Source organism: Bacillus sp. FF-1 (assembly GCF_028548245.1).
Lineage (GTDB): Bacteria > Bacillota > Bacilli > Bacillales > Bacillaceae_G > Bacillus_A > Bacillus_A paranthracis.
The window spans coordinates 383,475-401,092 of record NZ_JAQQGG010000004.1; the positions used below are offsets into that span (position 1 = coordinate 383,475).

Here is a 17,618-nt window from a genome sequence, read left to right on the forward strand (position 1 = left end):
CCCTCCTTTTTTCAAACAAGCAAGAATAGGAAGGTGGTTCACATGACGTTACAAGTTCCAACAATATTAATTGGTTTAGGTGGAATCGGTAGTACTGTGACACATCAAATATATGAAAGACTACCTGAGGAGCGCCGGAAAAAAGTAGCAATGCACGTATTTGATACAGATGTGAATACATTGAGTAAATTCGATCATATTCGAAAGTTTAAGACGCAAACGAGCTCTAGTAAAACACCTAGGGAGTATATTGCGGGAGATCCGACGATTCCAGAGTGGTTTCCGATGGATCCAACTATACTTGATAAACCATTAACAGAAGGAGCAGGACAGTTACGCGTCATTTCCCGTTTAGCGTTACGTGCTGCGATGAAAGAAGATAAATTAACGTCCTTTTGGCAAGAAATCGAGAAGATTTTTCCAGTTACAAGCGATCAAACGGAATATGGAGTACGTGTCATTATCGTAACATCACTAGCGGGCGGAACAGGTTCAGGAATGTTTCTACAAATTGCATTATATTTACGTGAAATGCTTCGAAAAAAACTGCAACATCACAACATTTTAATACGTGGTGCGTTTCTAATGCCGGATGTGTTAGTGAAGACGAGAACAGTTAGTGCGAAAGAGTTTGAAACGGTGCAAGCAAACGGCTATGCCTCGTTAAAAGAATTACATGCCATTACGCTCGGTTCTACAGGAGAACTATCCAAACGCGGCGGGGTTACGATTGAATTAGAGTATCGACCGGATCAAGTAGATGAGGATGGGAGAACAAATCACACGATTAAACAACACCATTTACCGTACAATTATTGTTTTTTATACGATTACGAAAATTTACATGGACACCATCTGCATAATTTATCAGATTATATGGAGCAAATGGCAAATACGATTTATTTACAATTATTTAGTCCGATGTCTGCAAATCATTTTGCACAGGAAGATAATCAAATTCAGCAATTAGCAGAATCAAGCGGGAAAGGGCGATATTGCGGGGCCGGAACGGCAAAGATTATTTATCCATATGAGCATGTGTTAAAATATTGTGCTTTAAAATGGGCCGTGCAAGGTTTAGATGAATCGTGGCTTCATTTAGATCAATTGTTTCAAGAGAAGAAGCATAGATATGACCAAGATGTAAAACGTGGTATGCAGCGTGAAAAGCCAGAGCGCGGGAAAAGTTATTTAGAAGATTTAGAACATCTTGCTACTCGTCCAGAGCAGGCTCATATTTTCTATAGACAAATGTACAATGAAACGCGTGAAGGAGCAGAAGGCGGCAAGGTTGGTGTTGCGAAATCTAAACTGTTTTTAGAAGCTGTAGAGAGTTATGTACAGCGTACGGTACAAAAAGACGAGGAATTAAATCGTCTGCAGCATGAGTGTAAAATTTCGGCTGCGAAGCTAAAAATGACGGAACAAATGAAAGGTGAAGTAGCAAGGGTCGATCATGCGGTTCGTTTATATGCGTATGCGATTCCGAGCCGTGTACATGAACATGTAACGACACTTTTATATGACATGATTGAATCAGACCGTTTTTCACCAAGTGGTTCTGAAGGCCAGTCATATCAATTAAATACATGGTTTTTAAAGAAAACAGATCCAGTTCATCCAGTAGCAGCTCGTTTTATGTTGTATGAAATTCGAAAGCAGTTAGTGGAAAAAATGAATCGACTACATGAAAATAATGAACAAAAGCGTAATTTAATTCAAAATTACGATAAGAAATTTAATGTGAGTAACATTGATGGAACGGTAACAGCTGTACGTCGAGTAGAAATTGCGCAACAACAAGGTTGGTTCGGAAAAATGATTAATAACCAGCAGCGTTTATTTAAAAAGGAATTTGAGGATATTGTAACGCAGTACGTACACAAATTAAACGAATACCGTAAAGAAATGCTATTAGAACTCGTTTATCAATCGTTATATCAAGCGGTTAATAAAATGATTCAATATTGGGAAAGGTTTTTTGATAATTTACATGAAACACGTGAAAATTTATTGTTCGAAATTCAAAAACGAAGCAAAGAATTTGAAGGGAAAACAAACCCAACGAATGTATACGTATTAGCGGAAGAGAAGTTACAAGAAAAGATATGGCAAGATATGCAACAACATTTAAATTTAGGTGTATTACCGAAAGATATATCAGCAGAAATTTATATGAGCTTATACGGGGAATATTGCCGGGATGCGAAAACAGAAGAAATTCAATCGAAAAAGGTAGAAGACTTTTATCGTGAGCACATACTAAGTTATTGCTATGATGAATTACAAATACGCTATCGCGATAAATTAGAGCTGAATATCGTTGAGGCATTACGAAAAGAAGCGGATTATAAGAATCGTGATCGTGATGAATATGTTCGTGAAAAAATTGAAGACTTGTTCCATTTAGCAAGTCCATTCGTGCCGAAAGTTTCTCATCATAGGGAATTACAATATTGGGGTATACACCCATCTTTAAAGAAAGAACTGCAAGAGGAATTAATGCAAGAAATGTTTAAAGAAAAAGATACAGTAAATGAAGCTTTCTCGCCATTTGAAGTCATTTGTTATCGTGCACATTACGGTTTATCACTACAAGACTTTCCTAAGCTTTCGTCTGGACATATTGCAAATGGATTTATGAATGATAAAGGTGATTATTTTCAGTCGTACTATCGCCGTGTAAACAAGTTGAATAGTAAAAAATCTAGTTTAACACCGCATTTAGATAAGTATTGGCACTTACCAGCATTCATGCCAGACTTAAATGCAACGCAAACGAAGTTAGATTATGATAAATGTAATCGAGCTCTTCTATACGCGTATATATATCGCTGGATTAGTTTAGTTGCTGTTGATGGTCAATTCGTGTATCAATATAACGGCGTTGGACGTAGTTTCTTAATTCAGTCGATGGGGAAAAATATTTCAAGCGAAAGTTATAAATTGCACAGAGCGTTACTTCATAATCCGTTCATTTATGAAAACATCTTATCCAGGTTTGAAGAAGAACAAGAAAAGGCGATGATACAAGGTGGGCATTTATATACACATCCATTTGTATTAGGTGCTCAAGATATTAGATGGCTACGTAAAGAGCATGTCCATAATATTTTAGATATGATTTTAATGTATGACCGTGAAGCGAAATATGATCCAACGTTAGAAGAAACTTCTGATGAATTATTAAGGTTATTCCTTGATGAAATTGAGTTATATTTCCAAAACTATTACGGTACAGGTGCCGATATGGTTGCCAAGAAAGAGAAAGAAATGTTTATTAAACAATTGTGGGATCGTTCGTACGCGAAAGGATACGTAGATCCAAATAGTGCGCCTTATAAAAAATGGCAAAATTTATTAAGCGTTCATGATGAAGAAGAAACGCCAAAAACGAATGTATAATGAATGAAAAGGGAATCCTTAAAAGTGGCAATACAACTTTAGAAAAGAGGGATTCCGATGCCGTTTTTAGGAAGTGTATATCAAATATTTGGATTGTATCCAGAAATTTATTATGGGATGATTTCAGCTGAAATTGCGGAGCAGCAAAGATTGGAACAAGCGGAAAGTGAAGAACAAGAAACAGAAGTGTAACTGTATAAGAAGCTTCAAAATAAAAATGATAACACGCTACTTACTCTTTAAACGTATAAGAGCAAGTAGCGTGTTTTTTTGCTATTTAATAATCCCATTTTCTAAAATTTTAATCGTAGGTGTTACTTTCACGTTAGCTTTTGAAAAGACACTCGGCCAAGCGTCTTCAACTTTTTTCCATTCTTCATATTGAAACGCTCTCGCATAATCACCAAATCCGAATGGATCGAGTTGTTGTTTTTGAATTTTGTGGATTAAATTGTTCAAATCTTTGTTTAGTTGTTTTGTAATAAGAGAAGTTAATTTCTTCCTATCTTTATCTATATCCATATTGAATGTAAGTTCAGATACGGCAATTTTTAAATCCATTTTAACATTAAATTTGAAGTGGTTATCGTTATAGCCTGTACGGATATCACGATTCATGCTAAGAACGTTTATTGATACGAAATCTTCACCTTCTGTATCTTTTAGATGACTATTACTTTCAACTGAATGCGAAGGGATTTTCATTGTAAGTGAAACAGGTATATTAGCTTTTTTTTGCAACATGAGCAGAAGGGCACTTTCATAGCGATTTAAAGACATCTTATAAATTCCGCGAGAAGTTAAAAGTGCAGAGCCTGTAACGATAACATCTTTTTTTCCTTTTTTTATTTCTGAAATAGCAGGTGTTATACCTTTATTAAACGTTTGTCTATGAAATTCATGAAATGGTGTGAAAACTGTCCGATTGTATAATTTATTTGTATTAATTAAATCTGTTAAATACTCAGGAAGAGCAGGTTTATCTTTAAAGTTGTTATATATAACAGAAGAAATTGGCCCGTCTACTGCAACCATGCGCATGTTTCCGGTATTTTTAGGATCGCGGTACCAAACATCAAGGTAAGGCATAGCACCTTCTTGTTTTAAAAATTTCGTGCTAAATAAAATGAGCTGTAACTTTTCTGTAGACACTAAACCGCTACTTGAACTATTAAACGTTGCTTTTGCTTCTCGGGGTGTACGTACTTTCGCTTCATGAGTTTCGTACTTTTTCTCCACATCTTCATTAAAAATAGGGTTTACGTGGTACACAATTAATTTACCTTTTGCTTTTGCGTCAAAGCCGTAAATTAATGAAATCGATTGTTTTTCTAAGTCTAGACGATCTCCACAGCCTGTTAAAAAGGTTATGAGAAAGCAAAGTATAGTGAAATGAATAAAGCGCCTCATTTAAACTCTTCTCCTTTCCCAATACTGATATAGTGTCATGTATAAGAGAAATACGACTGGAAATAGAAAAACGATAAAATAACTGGCAGCTCCCCAAAATTCTCGCAACGCACTTATTTGGTAAGAGGAAGGGATATAAAAGAATAGAACGAAAATGCATCCGAATAATAAAATCCAAACAGGTAACGAACTCCCTTTTTTGTTAAGTAATTGATTGATTCCATCTGAAGCGGTAAAAATATAAGGAATGCACGAATCGAAAATAATGAAGAGGTAAAATGACAAAAAGATAATTTCAAACCGTTCCAGAAATGAAAAGTGAAATGGTGTAATAAGAGAAAGAGTCGGCCATAAAAACTTAGTTATACCATCTGGGCTAAAATAAACGAAAGAAACGAACGTAACTTGTAGGTAGACGAATAACGTAATCATATTTGCAAGAACGATGCCTTTTTTTGCAGCTGATTTGTTAGTTAGATAGGGATAAAGGACGAATGCAAACTCGAATCCGAGAGACGCAATGATAGTTGATTTCACTGTGGTTACAACTGGTAGCCATCCTTCCTTTAGAAAGGGAAGAAGATATATCCAATGACCATCTTTAAGAGGGATAAACAATAGTAATGGTATCCAGAGGGTAAAAAGCACAGTGAAAACGGCAAAGCGACTAATAATAAGTACACCTTTACATGCAAGCATAAGCATTGGAATAGAAAGCAAAATCATAATTAAAAACATTGGAGTTCTAGGTAAAATCCAAATGTGAATGACATATAAAAGAGAAAAGATTAAGGAGACCGCAGCAAGTATAGCGTATAAAATCCAAAGAAGCATAGCGAATTTTCCTAGCCACTTCCCAAGATAACGAGTCAGCACATCAAGTAAAGTATACCCAGGATGCTTTTCCATAATTTTTACAATACATAGACTGACTAAAGTAGTGATAGCGCATCCAATAATAATAGAAATCCATCCATCTGTATTCGCCCCTTGTGCAACTTCACGAGGAAGTGTAAGGACACCGAATCCTACTTGAACACCACTAATCGTTAAAATGTATTGAAATAAACTAATCTCCCTCTTTGCACGCTTTGTCACTTCTCTTCCTCCGTTCCTTCTATATCGCGTTGTCGATTCTCTTGTTTTAAGTTAAGGGATAGTGGGCGCTTCTTCATTATTTTCCATGGTAAACGTATAAGAATATCTTTTAAATCCGAAGCAAATAACGGAGAAAAAGGACTACCATAAGGAACACCGAGAGATTCCATAGAAAGTATATGAATAATAATGATTGCCATCCCAACCATAATGCCAATGACACCAAATAAAGAGGCAATTATCATCATTGGGAAGCGAAGAAGTCGAATTCCTGCAGACATTTCTAGATTAGGGATGATGAAAGAAGCGACTGCAGTAATAGATACGACGATAACCATGACATTACTTACTATTCCTGCTTGAACTGCAGCTTGTCCGATGACAATCCCTCCTACGACGCCAATGGTTTGTCCAACGGGACCCGGAAGCCGAACTGCAGCTTCGCGGAGCATTTCAAGTACTAATTCCATCAAAAGTGCTTCTAATATAGGAGGAAAAGGAATTTTAGCTCGAGATTCTCCAATCGTTAACAATAATTTAAGTGGAATCACTTCATAATGAAAGGAAATCATAGCAATATAAAGAGCAGGAGCGAAAATTGCAATAAATAATCCAGTGAAACGAAGTAATCGTATAAAAGATGGAATCATTGGCCTGAAGCTGTAATCATCTATCGTCTGAAAAAAAGCTGAAAAAGTCATTGGTCCAATTAATACGCCTGGTGAACGATCTACAACAACAGCAATTCGCCCATCTAGAATATGATGTGCTGTTGTGTCAGGGCGTTCAGTTATTGATAATTGCGGAAAGAGAGTAAAGGAATTATCTTCAACAAACCCCTCTAATTCACCAGTAGTAAGAATCGCATCCACTTTTACTGATTCGATACGGGATGCCATTTCTTTTACGACATCTTCGTCCGCAACATCTGCTAGATAAAGCAAAAAAACCTTTGAAGTAGCTCGTTCACCAACAGTGAATTCCTTCACTTTCAATTCGCGATTTGGAATATATCGACGAATAAGTGCAAGGCTGTCGCTCGCTACTTCATTAAATCCTTCGTGTGAGCTTTTTATGGAGCTCTCTGTTGTAGGCTCTTCAATGCTCCTTTTTGGTGCCGCTTGCGTATCAAGCTCTAAAGCGGATAATTGCCCGTTTATAAATAAAATACTTTTGCCGTGTAAAAGAGATTGTTCAATGTCTGTCCACTGCTCAATCTTTTTAATATTTCCGATAGAAACAGAGGCTTCCCAAAAATCGTCTTCATTCCACTCTTTAAATAAGAGAGGACGAAGGATGTTTACGTTAATAACAGTTTTGTCTACAAGTCCTTCCATATATATAAGTGCAGCTTCCTGTCCGTTTTTTAATGGAAAATTGCGTGTTATTAATTCTGGAATACCGCTAAACAGTTTGGACAAGTGCTTTAAATTAAGGGAAAGGGAAGAAGAAATAGATTTATTTAATGTGTGATCAGCTTGCTCTTGGTTAGAAAAAGATTTTTCACCACGAATCCATTTATTAAAAGACCCCATTTGTTTGCTTACTCCTTGTTATGTTTTATCCCGATTGGTGAGGGCTGATTAAAGTTTCACTTTATATGGGTTATTATGGATAGTTCCATACGGACATATGCGTAGTTTAAATTTTATATTGTATATTTTTAACTTTAACGCTATAATTATAGTGTTAAAGATGGAATCGTGATATGACCTGTTATGACTCTATCGTTTTATTTATGAATAAATGGATTGGTATTTTAGCAAGATGTGCTAATAAACTACTCCACCATGATAATAACGTGCCGAAATGTGGTGCGTATATTTTCGTGGTGGAGTTTTTTTATTCTCAAAAAGGGGGAAAGACCATGAATAACAACATGGTTCATATTACAATTGACGGAAAAAAGTATACAGCGGAGCCCGGTTCAACGATATTGGGTGTTATAAATGAGAACGGGATTGAACATCCGCAAATTTGTTACGTGCCAGAAGTAGATCCTATTCAAACATGTGACACTTGTATTGTAGAAGTTGACGGAAAGTTAATGCGCTCTTGTTCGACAGTAGCGACAGAAGGTATGAACATTGAACGTAATTCTACTCGTGCGAAAGAAGCACAAACAGAGGCGATGGATCGGTTACTAGAAAATCATTTATTATATTGTACAGTATGTGACAACAACAATGGGAACTGTAAACTGCATAATACAGCAGAATTAATGGAAATTGAACATCAAAAATATCCTTATGAACCGAAAGTAGATGTAAGTGAAGTTGATATGACGCATCCGTTTTATCGTTATGACCCGAATCAATGTATTGCATGTGGTCAATGTGTAGAGGTGTGTCAAAACTTACAAGTAAATGAAACATTATCGATAGACTGGGAAGCGGAACGCCCACGAGTGATTTGGGATGAAGGAGTAAATATTAATGATTCTTCATGCGTTAGTTGTGGTCAATGTGTAACCATTTGTCCTTGTAACGCTTTAATGGAGAAAACGATGCTCGGTGAAGCTGGATTTATGACGGGACTAAAGCCAGATATTCTTGAACCGATGGTAGATTTAATTAAAGAAGTAGAGCCTGGATATAGCGGTATTTTTGCGGTATCAGAAGTGGAAGCGGCCATGCGTGATACTCGTACGAAGAAAACGAAAACAGTATGTACATTTTGTGGTGTAGGTTGTTCATTTGAAGTGTGGACGAAAGGGCGTAAAATTCTTAAAGTACAACCTTCTTCTGATGCGCCAGTTAACGCAATTTCTACTTGTGTAAAAGGAAAATTTGGTTGGGATTTCGTAAATTCTAAAGAACGAATTACGAAACCTTTAATTCGTAAAAATGGAACGTTTGTTGAATCAACATGGGAAGAAGCGTTGAATGTAGTTGCAAGTAAATTAGGATCGATTAAAGAAGAGTACGGTAAAGATGCTATCGGTTTTATTTCTTCATCTAAAATTACGAATGAAGATAATTATGTGATTCAAAAATTAGCTCGACAAGTATTTGAAACGAATAATATTGATAACTGCTCACGTTATTGTCAATCACCAGCGACAGACGGATTATTCCGTACAATTGGTATGGGCGGAGATGCTGGAACGATTAAAGATATTGCACAATCTGGTCTTGTTATTATTGTAGGTTGTAATCCGACAGAAGGTCATCCTGTTTTAGCTACACGTATTAAACGTGCACATAAATTACACGGACAAAAATTAATTGTGGCTGATCTTCGTAAAACAGAAATGGCAGAGCGTTCAGATGTCTTTATTAGTCCAAAACAAGGAACAGATCAAGTATGGTTAATGGCTGTTACGAAATATATGATTGATCAAGGCTGGCACGATCAACGATTTATTGATGAGAATGTAAATTTCTTTGAAGATTTCAAAGAGAGCCTTACAGCATATACACTTGAATATGCAGAAGAAATGACTGGTATTTCAAAAGAAACACTGATTCAAATGGCTGAAATGATTCGTGATGCAGATGGTACATGTATCCTTTGGGGAATGGGGGTAACGCAAAATACAGGTGGATCTGATACTTCCGCTGCGATTTCAAACTTACTACTTGCAACAGGTAATTATCGTCGTCCAGGCGCTGGTGCATATCCGCTTCGAGGTCATAATAACGTACAAGGTGCTTGTGATATGGGTACTTTACCAGGATGGCTTCCTGGATATCAACACGTTACGAACGATATGGAACGTGCGAAATTTGAAATGGCTTATGGAGTGAAAATTAATAGCGAACCAGGTCTGAATAATATTGAAATGCTTCACGCGATTGACGAAGGGAAAATGAAAGCTATGTATCTTGTCGGAGAAGACATGGCTCTTGTAGACTCTAATGCGAATCATGTACATGAAGTATTATCAAGCCTTGATTTCTTCGTTGTGCAAGATGTTTTCTTATCTAAAACGGCTCAATATGCAGATGTTGTATTACCAGCAGCGCCATCTCTTGAAAAAGAAGGTACTTTTACAAATACAGAGCGTCGTGTTCAAAGACTATATCAAGTTCTTCCTACGCTTGGAGATGCGAAGCCAGACTGGTGGATTGTGCAGGAAGTTGCGAATAAATTAGGTGCAAACTGGAGTTATAGTCATCCAAGTGAAATTTTTGCTGAAATGGCAAGTTTATCACCACTATTTTCACAAGCAAACTATGAAGTATTGGAAGGATGGAATAGTTTCCATTGGGGAAGTTTTGATGGAACGAATACACCGCTTCTTTTCCAAGATGGATTTAACTTCCCGGATAAAAAAGCTCGTTTTGCGATTGCTGACTGGGTGCGCCCAGCTGAATTCCCAGCTGAGTTCGACCTTCATATTAACAATGGTCGTATGCTTGAGCACTTCCATGAAGGGAATATGACAAATAAATCAACAGGTATTCAAACGAAAGTGCCTGGCGTTTTCGTTGAAGTTTCTCCAGCACTTGCAAAAGAACGTGGAGTAAAAACTGGTTCATTAGTCCGTCTTGTCTCTCCGTTTGGAGCGTTAAAATTACGTGCACTTGTAACAGATCGTGTAAAAGCGAATGAGTTATATTTACCGATGAACTCTACAGATAATGAAACAGCAATTAATTTCTTAACAGGTCCTGCCGTTGATACGCGTACGAACACACCTGCTTATAAACAGACGAAAGTGCGTATGGAAGTGCTGGAAGTTGATGGCGAAAATCCGATGCCAAAAGCGAACCCGCGTAATAAAAAACGTCATCCTCAATCTGGTATTGAGGTACATCGTAAGTGGGCACGTCCAGGGTATGTGCATTTAACGGATAAGTAGGAGGAGAAAAATATGGCTGCACCTATAAAAATGATTCAAAAACAAGAATTAACTGAGGAAGAAATAAAACAGAAAAAATTAGACGATTTAAAAGAGCTTCTAGCTAATAATGAATACGCTCTAAATCAAATGTTTAATATAGTAGGGGAATTGAATGATATTGGCATGCTAGAAGCAGCAAATTCTATGCTAAAGGCGAAAGAACCAATCGCAAAGATTGTTCTTGGTCAAGTGACTCGTGAGCCCGTTACAAATTTAATTAATAATATGATGGGGGCTGCGGGTGCTTTAACAGAACTTGATCCGGAGCTTACGAAAAAGCTTATAGGTAGCTTATTGGTAGGGCTAGAAGAAGGTAATGAACATTTAGAGAGTAATAAAAAGGTAGGGGTATTCGATCTTATGAAAGTATTGAAAGACCCAGACATTAACCGTGCTATCGGATTTGGGCTTCATTTCTTAAAAGGTATGGGTAAAGGGTTAAAAGACGAGTAACCTTCACGAAGTGAATCTTTTCGCCCAAATGTGTGTACGAAATAGTTTGGGCGGAAGGCTCATTTTGGTAAAATATATAATAAAGTAAAATGAGGCTTTTTGGGAGGTATAATTGTATGTCAAAAAAAGTACATGAATTTAATGATATGATTCGAAAACTTCGAAAGGAACTTTTCGGAAAAGGGCCAGAACGAATTCATACTGTTTTTGCTGAAAATATGGCGATTGCGACTCTTTATGGAAACTTAACACCTACTGAAAAATTCATTTCAAGTACGATGGACGGTGCGGAAATGGTTCATATGGCTAGAACGAAAATGATTCAAGAAGTATATGCCGCGAATTCCCGTGAACATTTGGAGGAACTTGTTGGAGCGAAATTAGTGAACCTATTTTCAGATATGAAAGTAGAAGAAGATATTGCAGTTTCGGTATTTGTTTTTGATAAAAATATAACGTGAGAGAAGGATACTGATCGTGAAACCGATACAGGTAGAAAGAGAAATCTTTCGTTATGAACAAGGGGCGTTTAAACATATAGAGGACAGCATTGTAACAGAGTTTCCAGTCACGATTAAAATGAACGGACAGGAGTTTGTTACAATGGTTAGTACTCCAGAATATATAGAAGATATGGTAATAGGCTTCTTAGCATCTGAAGGAATCATTCGGAAGTATGAAGATATTGATGACATATGGGTACAAGAGAAAGAAGGATTTGTACATGTCACGACGGCAAAAGTAAATCCGTATTACGAACAAATGCAAAATAAACGTTATATTACTTCATGCTGTGGTATGAGTAGACAAGGATTTGTTTTTGCAAATGATGCACTAAGCGCAAAGAAAATGGATGGCGTCCATGTACAGGTTACTGCAGAAGATTGTTTTCGATTAATGAAAGAAATGCAGCAATCTGCGGAGACATTTCGTCATACAGGGGGCGTTCATAATGCATCTTTGTGCAATGTGAATGGTATTATTTTAAGTCGAATGGATATCGGAAGGCATAATGCGTTAGATAAAATTTACGGTTATTGTTTAAAAAATAATATTTCTATAAGAGATAAAATCATTGTTTTTAGCGGTCGTATTTCTTCGGAAATATTATTGAAGGTTGCAAAAATTGGTTGTGAAATTATACTGTCAAAATCAGCTCCAACTGAGTTGGCTTTACAGCTAGCTGAAGAATTAGGTATTACTACGATAGGATTTATTCGGAATGAATCCTTAAATGTATATACGCATCCGGAGCGTGTTTTAAATATAAAATAAGTAAAAGCGAGGCAATAAATATGAAATCTGTCACATTAGACAAACTACAACGTCCGTTAAAGGATTTACGTATTTCAGTTACTGATCGCTGTAATTTTCGCTGTCGATATTGTATGCCAGAAGAAATATTTGGTCCTGATTACTCGTTTTTGTCTAATGATAAAATTTTATCTTTTGATGAAATTGAAAGGATAACGCGTATTTTCGTTTCTTTAGGTGTTAGAAAATTACGGATTACAGGCGGAGAACCGTTACTTCGAAGAGGTCTTCCGCAGCTTATCGAGCGCCTGAATAAAATAGATGGTGTGGAGGATATCGGTTTAACAACTAATGGATCGTTACTTAAAAAGTTTGCTCCTGATTTATATAAGGCGGGTTTATCACGTGTGACAGTTAGTTTAGATTCCTTAGAAGAAGAGCGGTTTTTCTATTTGAATGGTAATAGAAGCAAAGTACAAAGGGTTCTGGAAGGAATACAAGCTGCAGCTGAAGTCGGTATGAAAATTAAAATAAACATGGTCGTTCAAAAGGGGAAAAACGAACAGGATATCTTGCAGATGGCGCAATACTTTAAGGAAAATAAACATATTCTTCGTTTTATTGAGTATATGGACGTTGGAAATTATAACGGTTGGGATTTAAAAGAGGTTGTCTCTAAACAAGAAATAGTAGATACGATTCATCAAGTTATGCCATTAGAACGAATAGAAGCGAATTATGTAGGAGAGGTTGCGACTCGCTATCGTTATATTGGAAGTGATGAAGAAATAGGTATTATTTCATCAGTAACAGACTCCTTCTGCTCCTCATGTACGAGAGCTCGTATTTCTGCAGAAGGAAAATTATATACTTGTTTGTTCGCTTCTAAAGGAAATGATTTGAGAGAACTGCTTCGATCAGAATACACTGACGAGGAAATAACAGATGTCGTACGCGATATATGGAACAAACGAGAAGATCGTTATTCAGATGAACGCTTAAGTCATACAAGTAAAAAAAGAGCACCTAAAATTGAAATGTCACATATTGGTGGCTGATATATATAAGTGACAATATGATGAAGTATATACAAAATGGAAGATGTGCAACGGTTGTAGATTTTCTATTTTATAGTAAAAGTGATGGTTGATCTCTCTGTAAAAGATGTGCAGAGAAATTAAGCAGCATTCAAAAACCTTTATTTTGAGGAGGTTTTTTGAAGCTGCTTTTTTATTTGGAGAAAATGGAGGAATTAGTAATGGCATTTCATAAACCGGAACAAATTGCTGAGCTTGTCATTGAGGCCGGTGTTCAAAAAGTAAGTCAGACCTTGCCAGCAATGCTTATTCTCGGTTTTTTAGGAGGAGCGTTTATTTCGCTAGGTTTTTTACTTAACATTCGCGTTTTAGGTAATTTGCCTGAGCGCTGGGGGAGTTTAGTAAATGTTTTAGGAGGAGCGGTTTTTCCTGTTGGACTCATGCTCGTTGTATTAGCGGGAGGAGAATTAATTACCGGAAATATGATGTCACTGTCTATGGCGCTATATGCAAAGAAAATTACATTGGTTAGTGTACTAAATAACTGGATTTGGATTACTTTCATGAATTTTGTAGGAGCTATTTTCGTAGCGTATTGTTTCGGTCATCTTGGCGGATTAACAGAGGGGGATTATTTAAATAAAACGGTAGCGATAGCAGAAGGCAAGTTACATGAATCTTTTGGAAGAACTTTAATTTTAGCAATTGGGTGTAATTGGCTCGTTTGTTTGGCGCTTTGGCTCGCTTATGGGACGAGTGATTTTGTCGGAAAAATAATCGGAATTTGGATTCCCATTATGGCATTTGTAGTGATTGGATTTCAGCAAGTGGTAGCAAATATGTTTGTCATCTCAGCAGTTATTTTTGCAGGTCATCTCACATGGATGGATCTTGCTAAAAATTTTGTTCCTGTCTTTATCGGAAATGTAATTGGCGGAGCTGGTTTTGTTGGATTTGCGTACTTTGCTTGTTATCAAAAACAACATTCTAATATGAAATAGAGTTCGTGAGAGGAAGGGTATGTAATGGCTGAGCGGTATTCACGACAACATTTGTTTAAACCAATTGGGAGTAGAGGGCAAGAAAAAATTCGAAATAAACATGTGTTAATTGTAGGAGTAGGCGCATTAGGAAGTGCAAGTGCCGAAAGTTTCGTACGTGCAGGTATTGGCAAGTTGACGATCATAGATCGTGATTACGTTGAATGGAGTAATTTACAAAGGCAACAATTGTACTCTGAACAAGATGCAAGAGAGAAATTGCCAAAAGCAATCGCTGCTAAAAATCGGTTAGAAAAACTTAATTCGGAAGTACAAATACATGCTTTCGTAATGGATGCGTGTGTAGAAAACTTGGAAGGGCTATTAGAAAATGTCGATGTAATCATTGATGCAACAGATAATTTCGATATCCGATTTATAATAAATGACTTATCACAAAAACATAATATCCCGTGGGTATATGGTTCTTGCGTTGGCTCGTACGGTATGAGTTGTACAATTATTCCGCAAGAGACACCTTGTTTACATTGTGTGCTGAAGAACGTTCCAGTTACAGGTGTGACGTGTGATACAGCTGGAATTATTAGCCCGACTGTACAAATCGTCGCAGCATATCAAGTGGCGGAAGCACTCAAAATTTTAGTAGAAGATTTTGCAGCAATTAGAAAAACATTTTTCATATTTGATATATGGAGTAATCAAAACCAGTTTATAAAACTAGGGAAAATCAAGACAGACAATTGCTCTTCATGCGGTTTGAATCGCATTTATCCTTATTTATTATACGAAAATCAAACGAAGGTAACTGCTTTATGCGGAAGAAATACAGTTCAAATTAGACCAGTAGACAATAGAAAATACAATTTTGATGATATAGAAAAAGTATTAAAAAAAGTGGGGGAAGTAAATCGGAATCCGTATTTACTATCTTGCCAATTAGATGAGTACCGCATCGTTGTTTTTCGGGATGGTCGTGTTTTTATTCATGGCACAAATGATATTTCGAAAGCGAAACAACTATATTATCGCGTATTCGGCTAATAGAAAGGGTTGTCAACAATGGAAAGAAGAGTACCAATCACAGTTGAAGAGGCTGTTCGTAAAGTGATGGGATTTGCTCATAACGGCTTAAAGGAGCTACTACCTATTGAATTAGCTTACGGACGTATATTAGCAGAGGATTTAGTAGCTGACCATGATGTGCCGTCATTTAATCGTTCACCGTATGACGGGTTTGCTATTAGAGCAGAAGATACGAATTTAGCAAGTTATGAAACGCCAATTGTATTTGAAGTGGTGGGTGAAATTGGTGCAGGATCGCTATTCGATGAGAAAGTAGGTCCGTTTCAAGCAGTTCGAATTATGACGGGAGCGCAAATTCCGAATGGATGTGATGCAGTTGTTATGCTAGAGCTGACTCGTCAATATGAGGAGGCTGGCAGTAAGTATATGGAATTGAAGCGGTCATTCAAAGCGGGCGATAATATTTCTTTTCAAGGTGAAGATGCTCGTAAAGGAGCGGTTCTTGTAAAGAAAGGAACATACATTAATCCAGGTATTTCAGCTCTTCTTGCTACATTCGGGTATAGCGAGGTGCCAGTTGCGAGAAAGCCTGTAGTTGGACTATTAGCGACTGGCAGTGAATTACTGGATGTAAACGATTCATTACAGCCAGGGAAAATCCGAAATAGTAATACGTATATGATATTGTCTCAAATCCGAAGAGCAGGCGGAAGAGTAAAATATTTTGGGAAGTTTAGCGATGATTTTCATACGTGTTTTACGGCTGTAAAAGAAGCAATAAGCCAAGTAGATATGCTCATTACAACAGGTGGTGTATCCGTAGGGGATTACGATTATTTGCCAGCTATATACGAAAAATTAGGTGCATCAGTTCTTTTTAATAAAGTTGCAATGCGGCCAGGAAGTGTAACGACTGTAGCGCAATTAAATGGAAAGTTATTATTTGGTTTATCAGGAAATCCATCTGCTTGTTACGTAGGGTTTGAATTGTTTGTAAGACCTTGTATTCGGACGTATATGTTTAGTGAAAAAGCACATGTGAAAAGAGAAAAAGCGTTATTAGGAGAAGACTTTTTAAAGCCAAATCCATTTACAAGATTTGTACGAGGAAAACTAACATATAACGAAGGGCAGTTAATCGCTTATCCGTCAGGGTTTGATAAATCTAGCTCAGTTTCTTCTCTAGCAGAGACAAATATATTTATTGTACTTCCAGGTGGTACGAGAGGGTATAAAAAAGATATGTTCGTAGATGTTCTCTTGTTGGAAGATAACGAAGGTAGTGAATGGCCTTGGACATTTTATAAAGTGAGAGGTGATTCTAATGGGACAAGTGCTATTTGAAATTGTAGATATACCGATTGTAGTTGAAGAAGTAACAAATAAGGTTGCAAGAAGAGACGCAGGTGCGATTACAACTTTTATTGGTACAGTGAGAGAATTAACAAAAGGAAAACGAACGCTACATTTAGAGTATGAAGCATATAAACCGATGGCAGTAAAGCAACTTATGAGAATTGGTGAAGAAATTAGTGAAAGATGGCCGGATGCAAAAGTAGCAATTACGCACCGAGTAGGACGGCTAGAAATAATGGATATTGCGGTAGTCATCGCAGTTTCATCACCGCATCGCAAAGTAGCTTATGAAGCGAATGAATACGCAATTGAACGTATAAAGCGAATCGTCCCAATATGGAAAAAAGAATTTTGGGAAGATGGGACGATGTGGATTGGCGATCAACTTGAAAATACACCATATCCAGCAGGAAAACCGAAGAAGGAAGAATGAGAAAATGATTACAATTTTACTGTTTGCAAATTTGCGTGAGGAAGTCGGGTTAGATCGATTCGTAATTTCCGAAAAACAAGAAATGACTGTGCAGCAATTAAAAGAATGGCTCAAAGCAAACTATAGTTTACAATCGCTTGATAGAGTGATGGTGGCTGTTAATGAAGAGTTTGTAACGAATGAAGAGATGATACGAGCTGGAGATATTGTCGCATTCATCCCGCCTGTTAGTGGTGGATAATAAGCGTTTCTTGAAACGATAAGAAGATGCTATATATAAATTCGAATACGAGAAGGGA

Annotated in this window: 15 protein-coding genes; 12 read left to right on the forward strand and 3 right to left on the reverse strand. The window is 37.0% G+C overall.

Translation table 11 applies throughout. The features are described 5' to 3' along the window. Positions 1–42 precede the first annotated feature (42 nt). Positions 43–3,405, forward strand: a complete 3,363-nt coding sequence (locus PQF83_RS17150) for a tubulin-like doman-containing protein (RefSeq protein WP_000175141.1) — start codon at positions 43–45, stop codon at positions 3,403–3,405. A gap of 57 nt (positions 3,406–3,462) precedes the next feature. After that, positions 3,463–3,597, forward strand: coding sequence for a hypothetical protein (locus PQF83_RS17155; RefSeq protein WP_001116173.1), 135 nt, complete (start codon positions 3,463–3,465; stop codon positions 3,595–3,597). A gap of 81 nt (positions 3,598–3,678) precedes the next feature. On the opposite strand, the gene gerSC is transcribed toward PQF83_RS17155, so the two are convergent. The 3 genes from gerSC to gerSA are packed head-to-tail and all read right to left on the reverse strand — an operon-like array spanning position 3,679 to position 7,448. Continuing rightward, positions 3,679–4,815 (reverse strand): spore germination protein GerSC, encoded by a 1,137-nt coding sequence (gene gerSC / locus PQF83_RS17160; RefSeq protein ID WP_001252192.1) that lies wholly within the window; start codon positions 4,813–4,815, stop codon positions 3,679–3,681. Beyond that, positions 4,816–5,913 (reverse strand): endospore germination permease, encoded by a 1,098-nt coding sequence (locus PQF83_RS17165; protein ID WP_000166500.1) that lies wholly within the window; start codon positions 5,911–5,913, stop codon positions 4,816–4,818. Then, complete coding sequence (gene gerSA / locus PQF83_RS17170) at positions 5,910–7,448, reverse strand: spore germination protein GerSA (RefSeq protein ID WP_000534503.1); 1,539 nt, start codon at positions 7,446–7,448, stop codon at positions 5,910–5,912. Before gerSA ends, PQF83_RS17165 begins: the two co-directional genes overlap by 4 nt. A 332-nt stretch (positions 7,449–7,780) precedes the next feature. Between gerSA and fdhF the strand changes: the two genes are divergently transcribed. The 10 genes from fdhF to moaD all read left to right on the forward strand — a co-directional run bounded on the left by fdhF (position 7,781) and on the right by moaD (position 17,560). Continuing rightward, positions 7,781–10,720 (forward strand): formate dehydrogenase subunit alpha, encoded by a 2,940-nt coding sequence (gene fdhF / locus PQF83_RS17175; RefSeq protein WP_001063648.1) that lies wholly within the window; start codon positions 7,781–7,783, stop codon positions 10,718–10,720. Positions 10,721–10,732: 12 nt separating this feature from the next. Further along, on the forward strand, positions 10,733–11,215 hold the full coding sequence (locus tag PQF83_RS17180; RefSeq protein WP_000729891.1) for a DUF1641 domain-containing protein: 483 nt from the start codon (positions 10,733–10,735) through the stop codon (positions 11,213–11,215). Between the two features lie 116 nt (positions 11,216–11,331). Next, on the forward strand, positions 11,332–11,676 hold the full coding sequence (locus PQF83_RS17185; protein WP_000039582.1) for a DUF2294 domain-containing protein: 345 nt from the start codon (positions 11,332–11,334) through the stop codon (positions 11,674–11,676). A gap of 16 nt (positions 11,677–11,692) precedes the next feature. Beyond that, positions 11,693–12,490 (forward strand): formate dehydrogenase accessory sulfurtransferase FdhD, encoded by a 798-nt coding sequence (gene fdhD / locus PQF83_RS17190; protein WP_000802667.1) that lies wholly within the window; start codon positions 11,693–11,695, stop codon positions 12,488–12,490. Between the two features lie 20 nt (positions 12,491–12,510). After that, positions 12,511–13,527: a GTP 3',8-cyclase MoaA gene (gene moaA, locus PQF83_RS17195; RefSeq protein WP_000844137.1), complete on the forward strand. Its 1,017-nt coding sequence runs from the start codon at positions 12,511–12,513 to the stop codon at positions 13,525–13,527. Between the two features lie 200 nt (positions 13,528–13,727). Next, positions 13,728–14,507: a formate/nitrite transporter family protein gene (locus PQF83_RS17200; RefSeq protein ID WP_000864003.1), complete on the forward strand. Its 780-nt coding sequence runs from the start codon at positions 13,728–13,730 to the stop codon at positions 14,505–14,507. Between the two features lie 24 nt (positions 14,508–14,531). Further along, the gene (locus tag PQF83_RS17205) at positions 14,532–15,548 is read left to right on the forward strand and encodes a molybdopterin-synthase adenylyltransferase MoeB (RefSeq protein WP_000840943.1); all 1,017 of its coding nucleotides are present in this window, start codon (positions 14,532–14,534) and stop codon (positions 15,546–15,548) included. An 18-nt stretch (positions 15,549–15,566) separates the two neighbouring features. Next, the gene (gene moeA, locus PQF83_RS17210; RefSeq protein WP_000442205.1) at positions 15,567–16,874 is read left to right on the forward strand and encodes a molybdopterin molybdotransferase MoeA; all 1,308 of its coding nucleotides are present in this window, start codon (positions 15,567–15,569) and stop codon (positions 16,872–16,874) included. After that, a complete protein-coding gene (gene moaE, locus PQF83_RS17215) occupies positions 16,855–17,319 on the forward strand; it encodes a molybdopterin synthase catalytic subunit MoaE (protein WP_000531873.1) in 465 nt (154 codons plus the stop codon). Before moeA ends, moaE begins: the two co-directional genes overlap by 20 nt. A 4-nt stretch (positions 17,320–17,323) precedes the next feature. After that, positions 17,324–17,560 (forward strand): molybdopterin converting factor subunit 1, encoded by a 237-nt coding sequence (moaD, locus tag PQF83_RS17220; RefSeq protein ID WP_000628477.1) that lies wholly within the window; start codon positions 17,324–17,326, stop codon positions 17,558–17,560. The last annotated feature ends 58 nt before the right edge of the window (positions 17,561–17,618 follow it).

What these genes read in the sequence shown, in the direction of transcription:
- gerSC (WP_001252192.1), bottom strand. Translation starts at nt 4,815, where the DNA reads ATGAGGCGCTTTATTCATTTCACTATACTTTGCTTTCTCATAACCTTT.
- PQF83_RS17200 (WP_000864003.1), top strand. Translation starts at nt 13,728, where the DNA reads ATGGCATTTCATAAACCGGAACAAATTGCTGAGCTTGTCATTGAGGCC.
- PQF83_RS17150 (WP_000175141.1), top strand. Translation starts at nt 43, where the DNA reads ATGACGTTACAAGTTCCAACAATATTAATTGGTTTAGGTGGAATCGGT.
- PQF83_RS17205 (WP_000840943.1), top strand. Translation starts at nt 14,532, where the DNA reads ATGGCTGAGCGGTATTCACGACAACATTTGTTTAAACCAATTGGGAGT.
- moaE (WP_000531873.1), top strand. Translation starts at nt 16,855, where the DNA reads ATGGGACAAGTGCTATTTGAAATTGTAGATATACCGATTGTAGTTGAA.
- PQF83_RS17180 (WP_000729891.1), top strand. Translation starts at nt 10,733, where the DNA reads ATGGCTGCACCTATAAAAATGATTCAAAAACAAGAATTAACTGAGGAA.
- moaD (WP_000628477.1), top strand. Translation starts at nt 17,324, where the DNA reads ATGATTACAATTTTACTGTTTGCAAATTTGCGTGAGGAAGTCGGGTTA.
- PQF83_RS17185 (WP_000039582.1), top strand. Translation starts at nt 11,332, where the DNA reads ATGTCAAAAAAAGTACATGAATTTAATGATATGATTCGAAAACTTCGA.
- fdhF (WP_001063648.1), top strand. Translation starts at nt 7,781, where the DNA reads ATGAATAACAACATGGTTCATATTACAATTGACGGAAAAAAGTATACA.
- moeA (WP_000442205.1), top strand. Translation starts at nt 15,567, where the DNA reads ATGGAAAGAAGAGTACCAATCACAGTTGAAGAGGCTGTTCGTAAAGTG.
- PQF83_RS17155 (WP_001116173.1), top strand. Translation starts at nt 3,463, where the DNA reads ATGCCGTTTTTAGGAAGTGTATATCAAATATTTGGATTGTATCCAGAA.
- moaA (WP_000844137.1), top strand. Translation starts at nt 12,511, where the DNA reads ATGAAATCTGTCACATTAGACAAACTACAACGTCCGTTAAAGGATTTA.
- gerSA (WP_000534503.1), bottom strand. Translation starts at nt 7,448, where the DNA reads ATGGGGTCTTTTAATAAATGGATTCGTGGTGAAAAATCTTTTTCTAAC.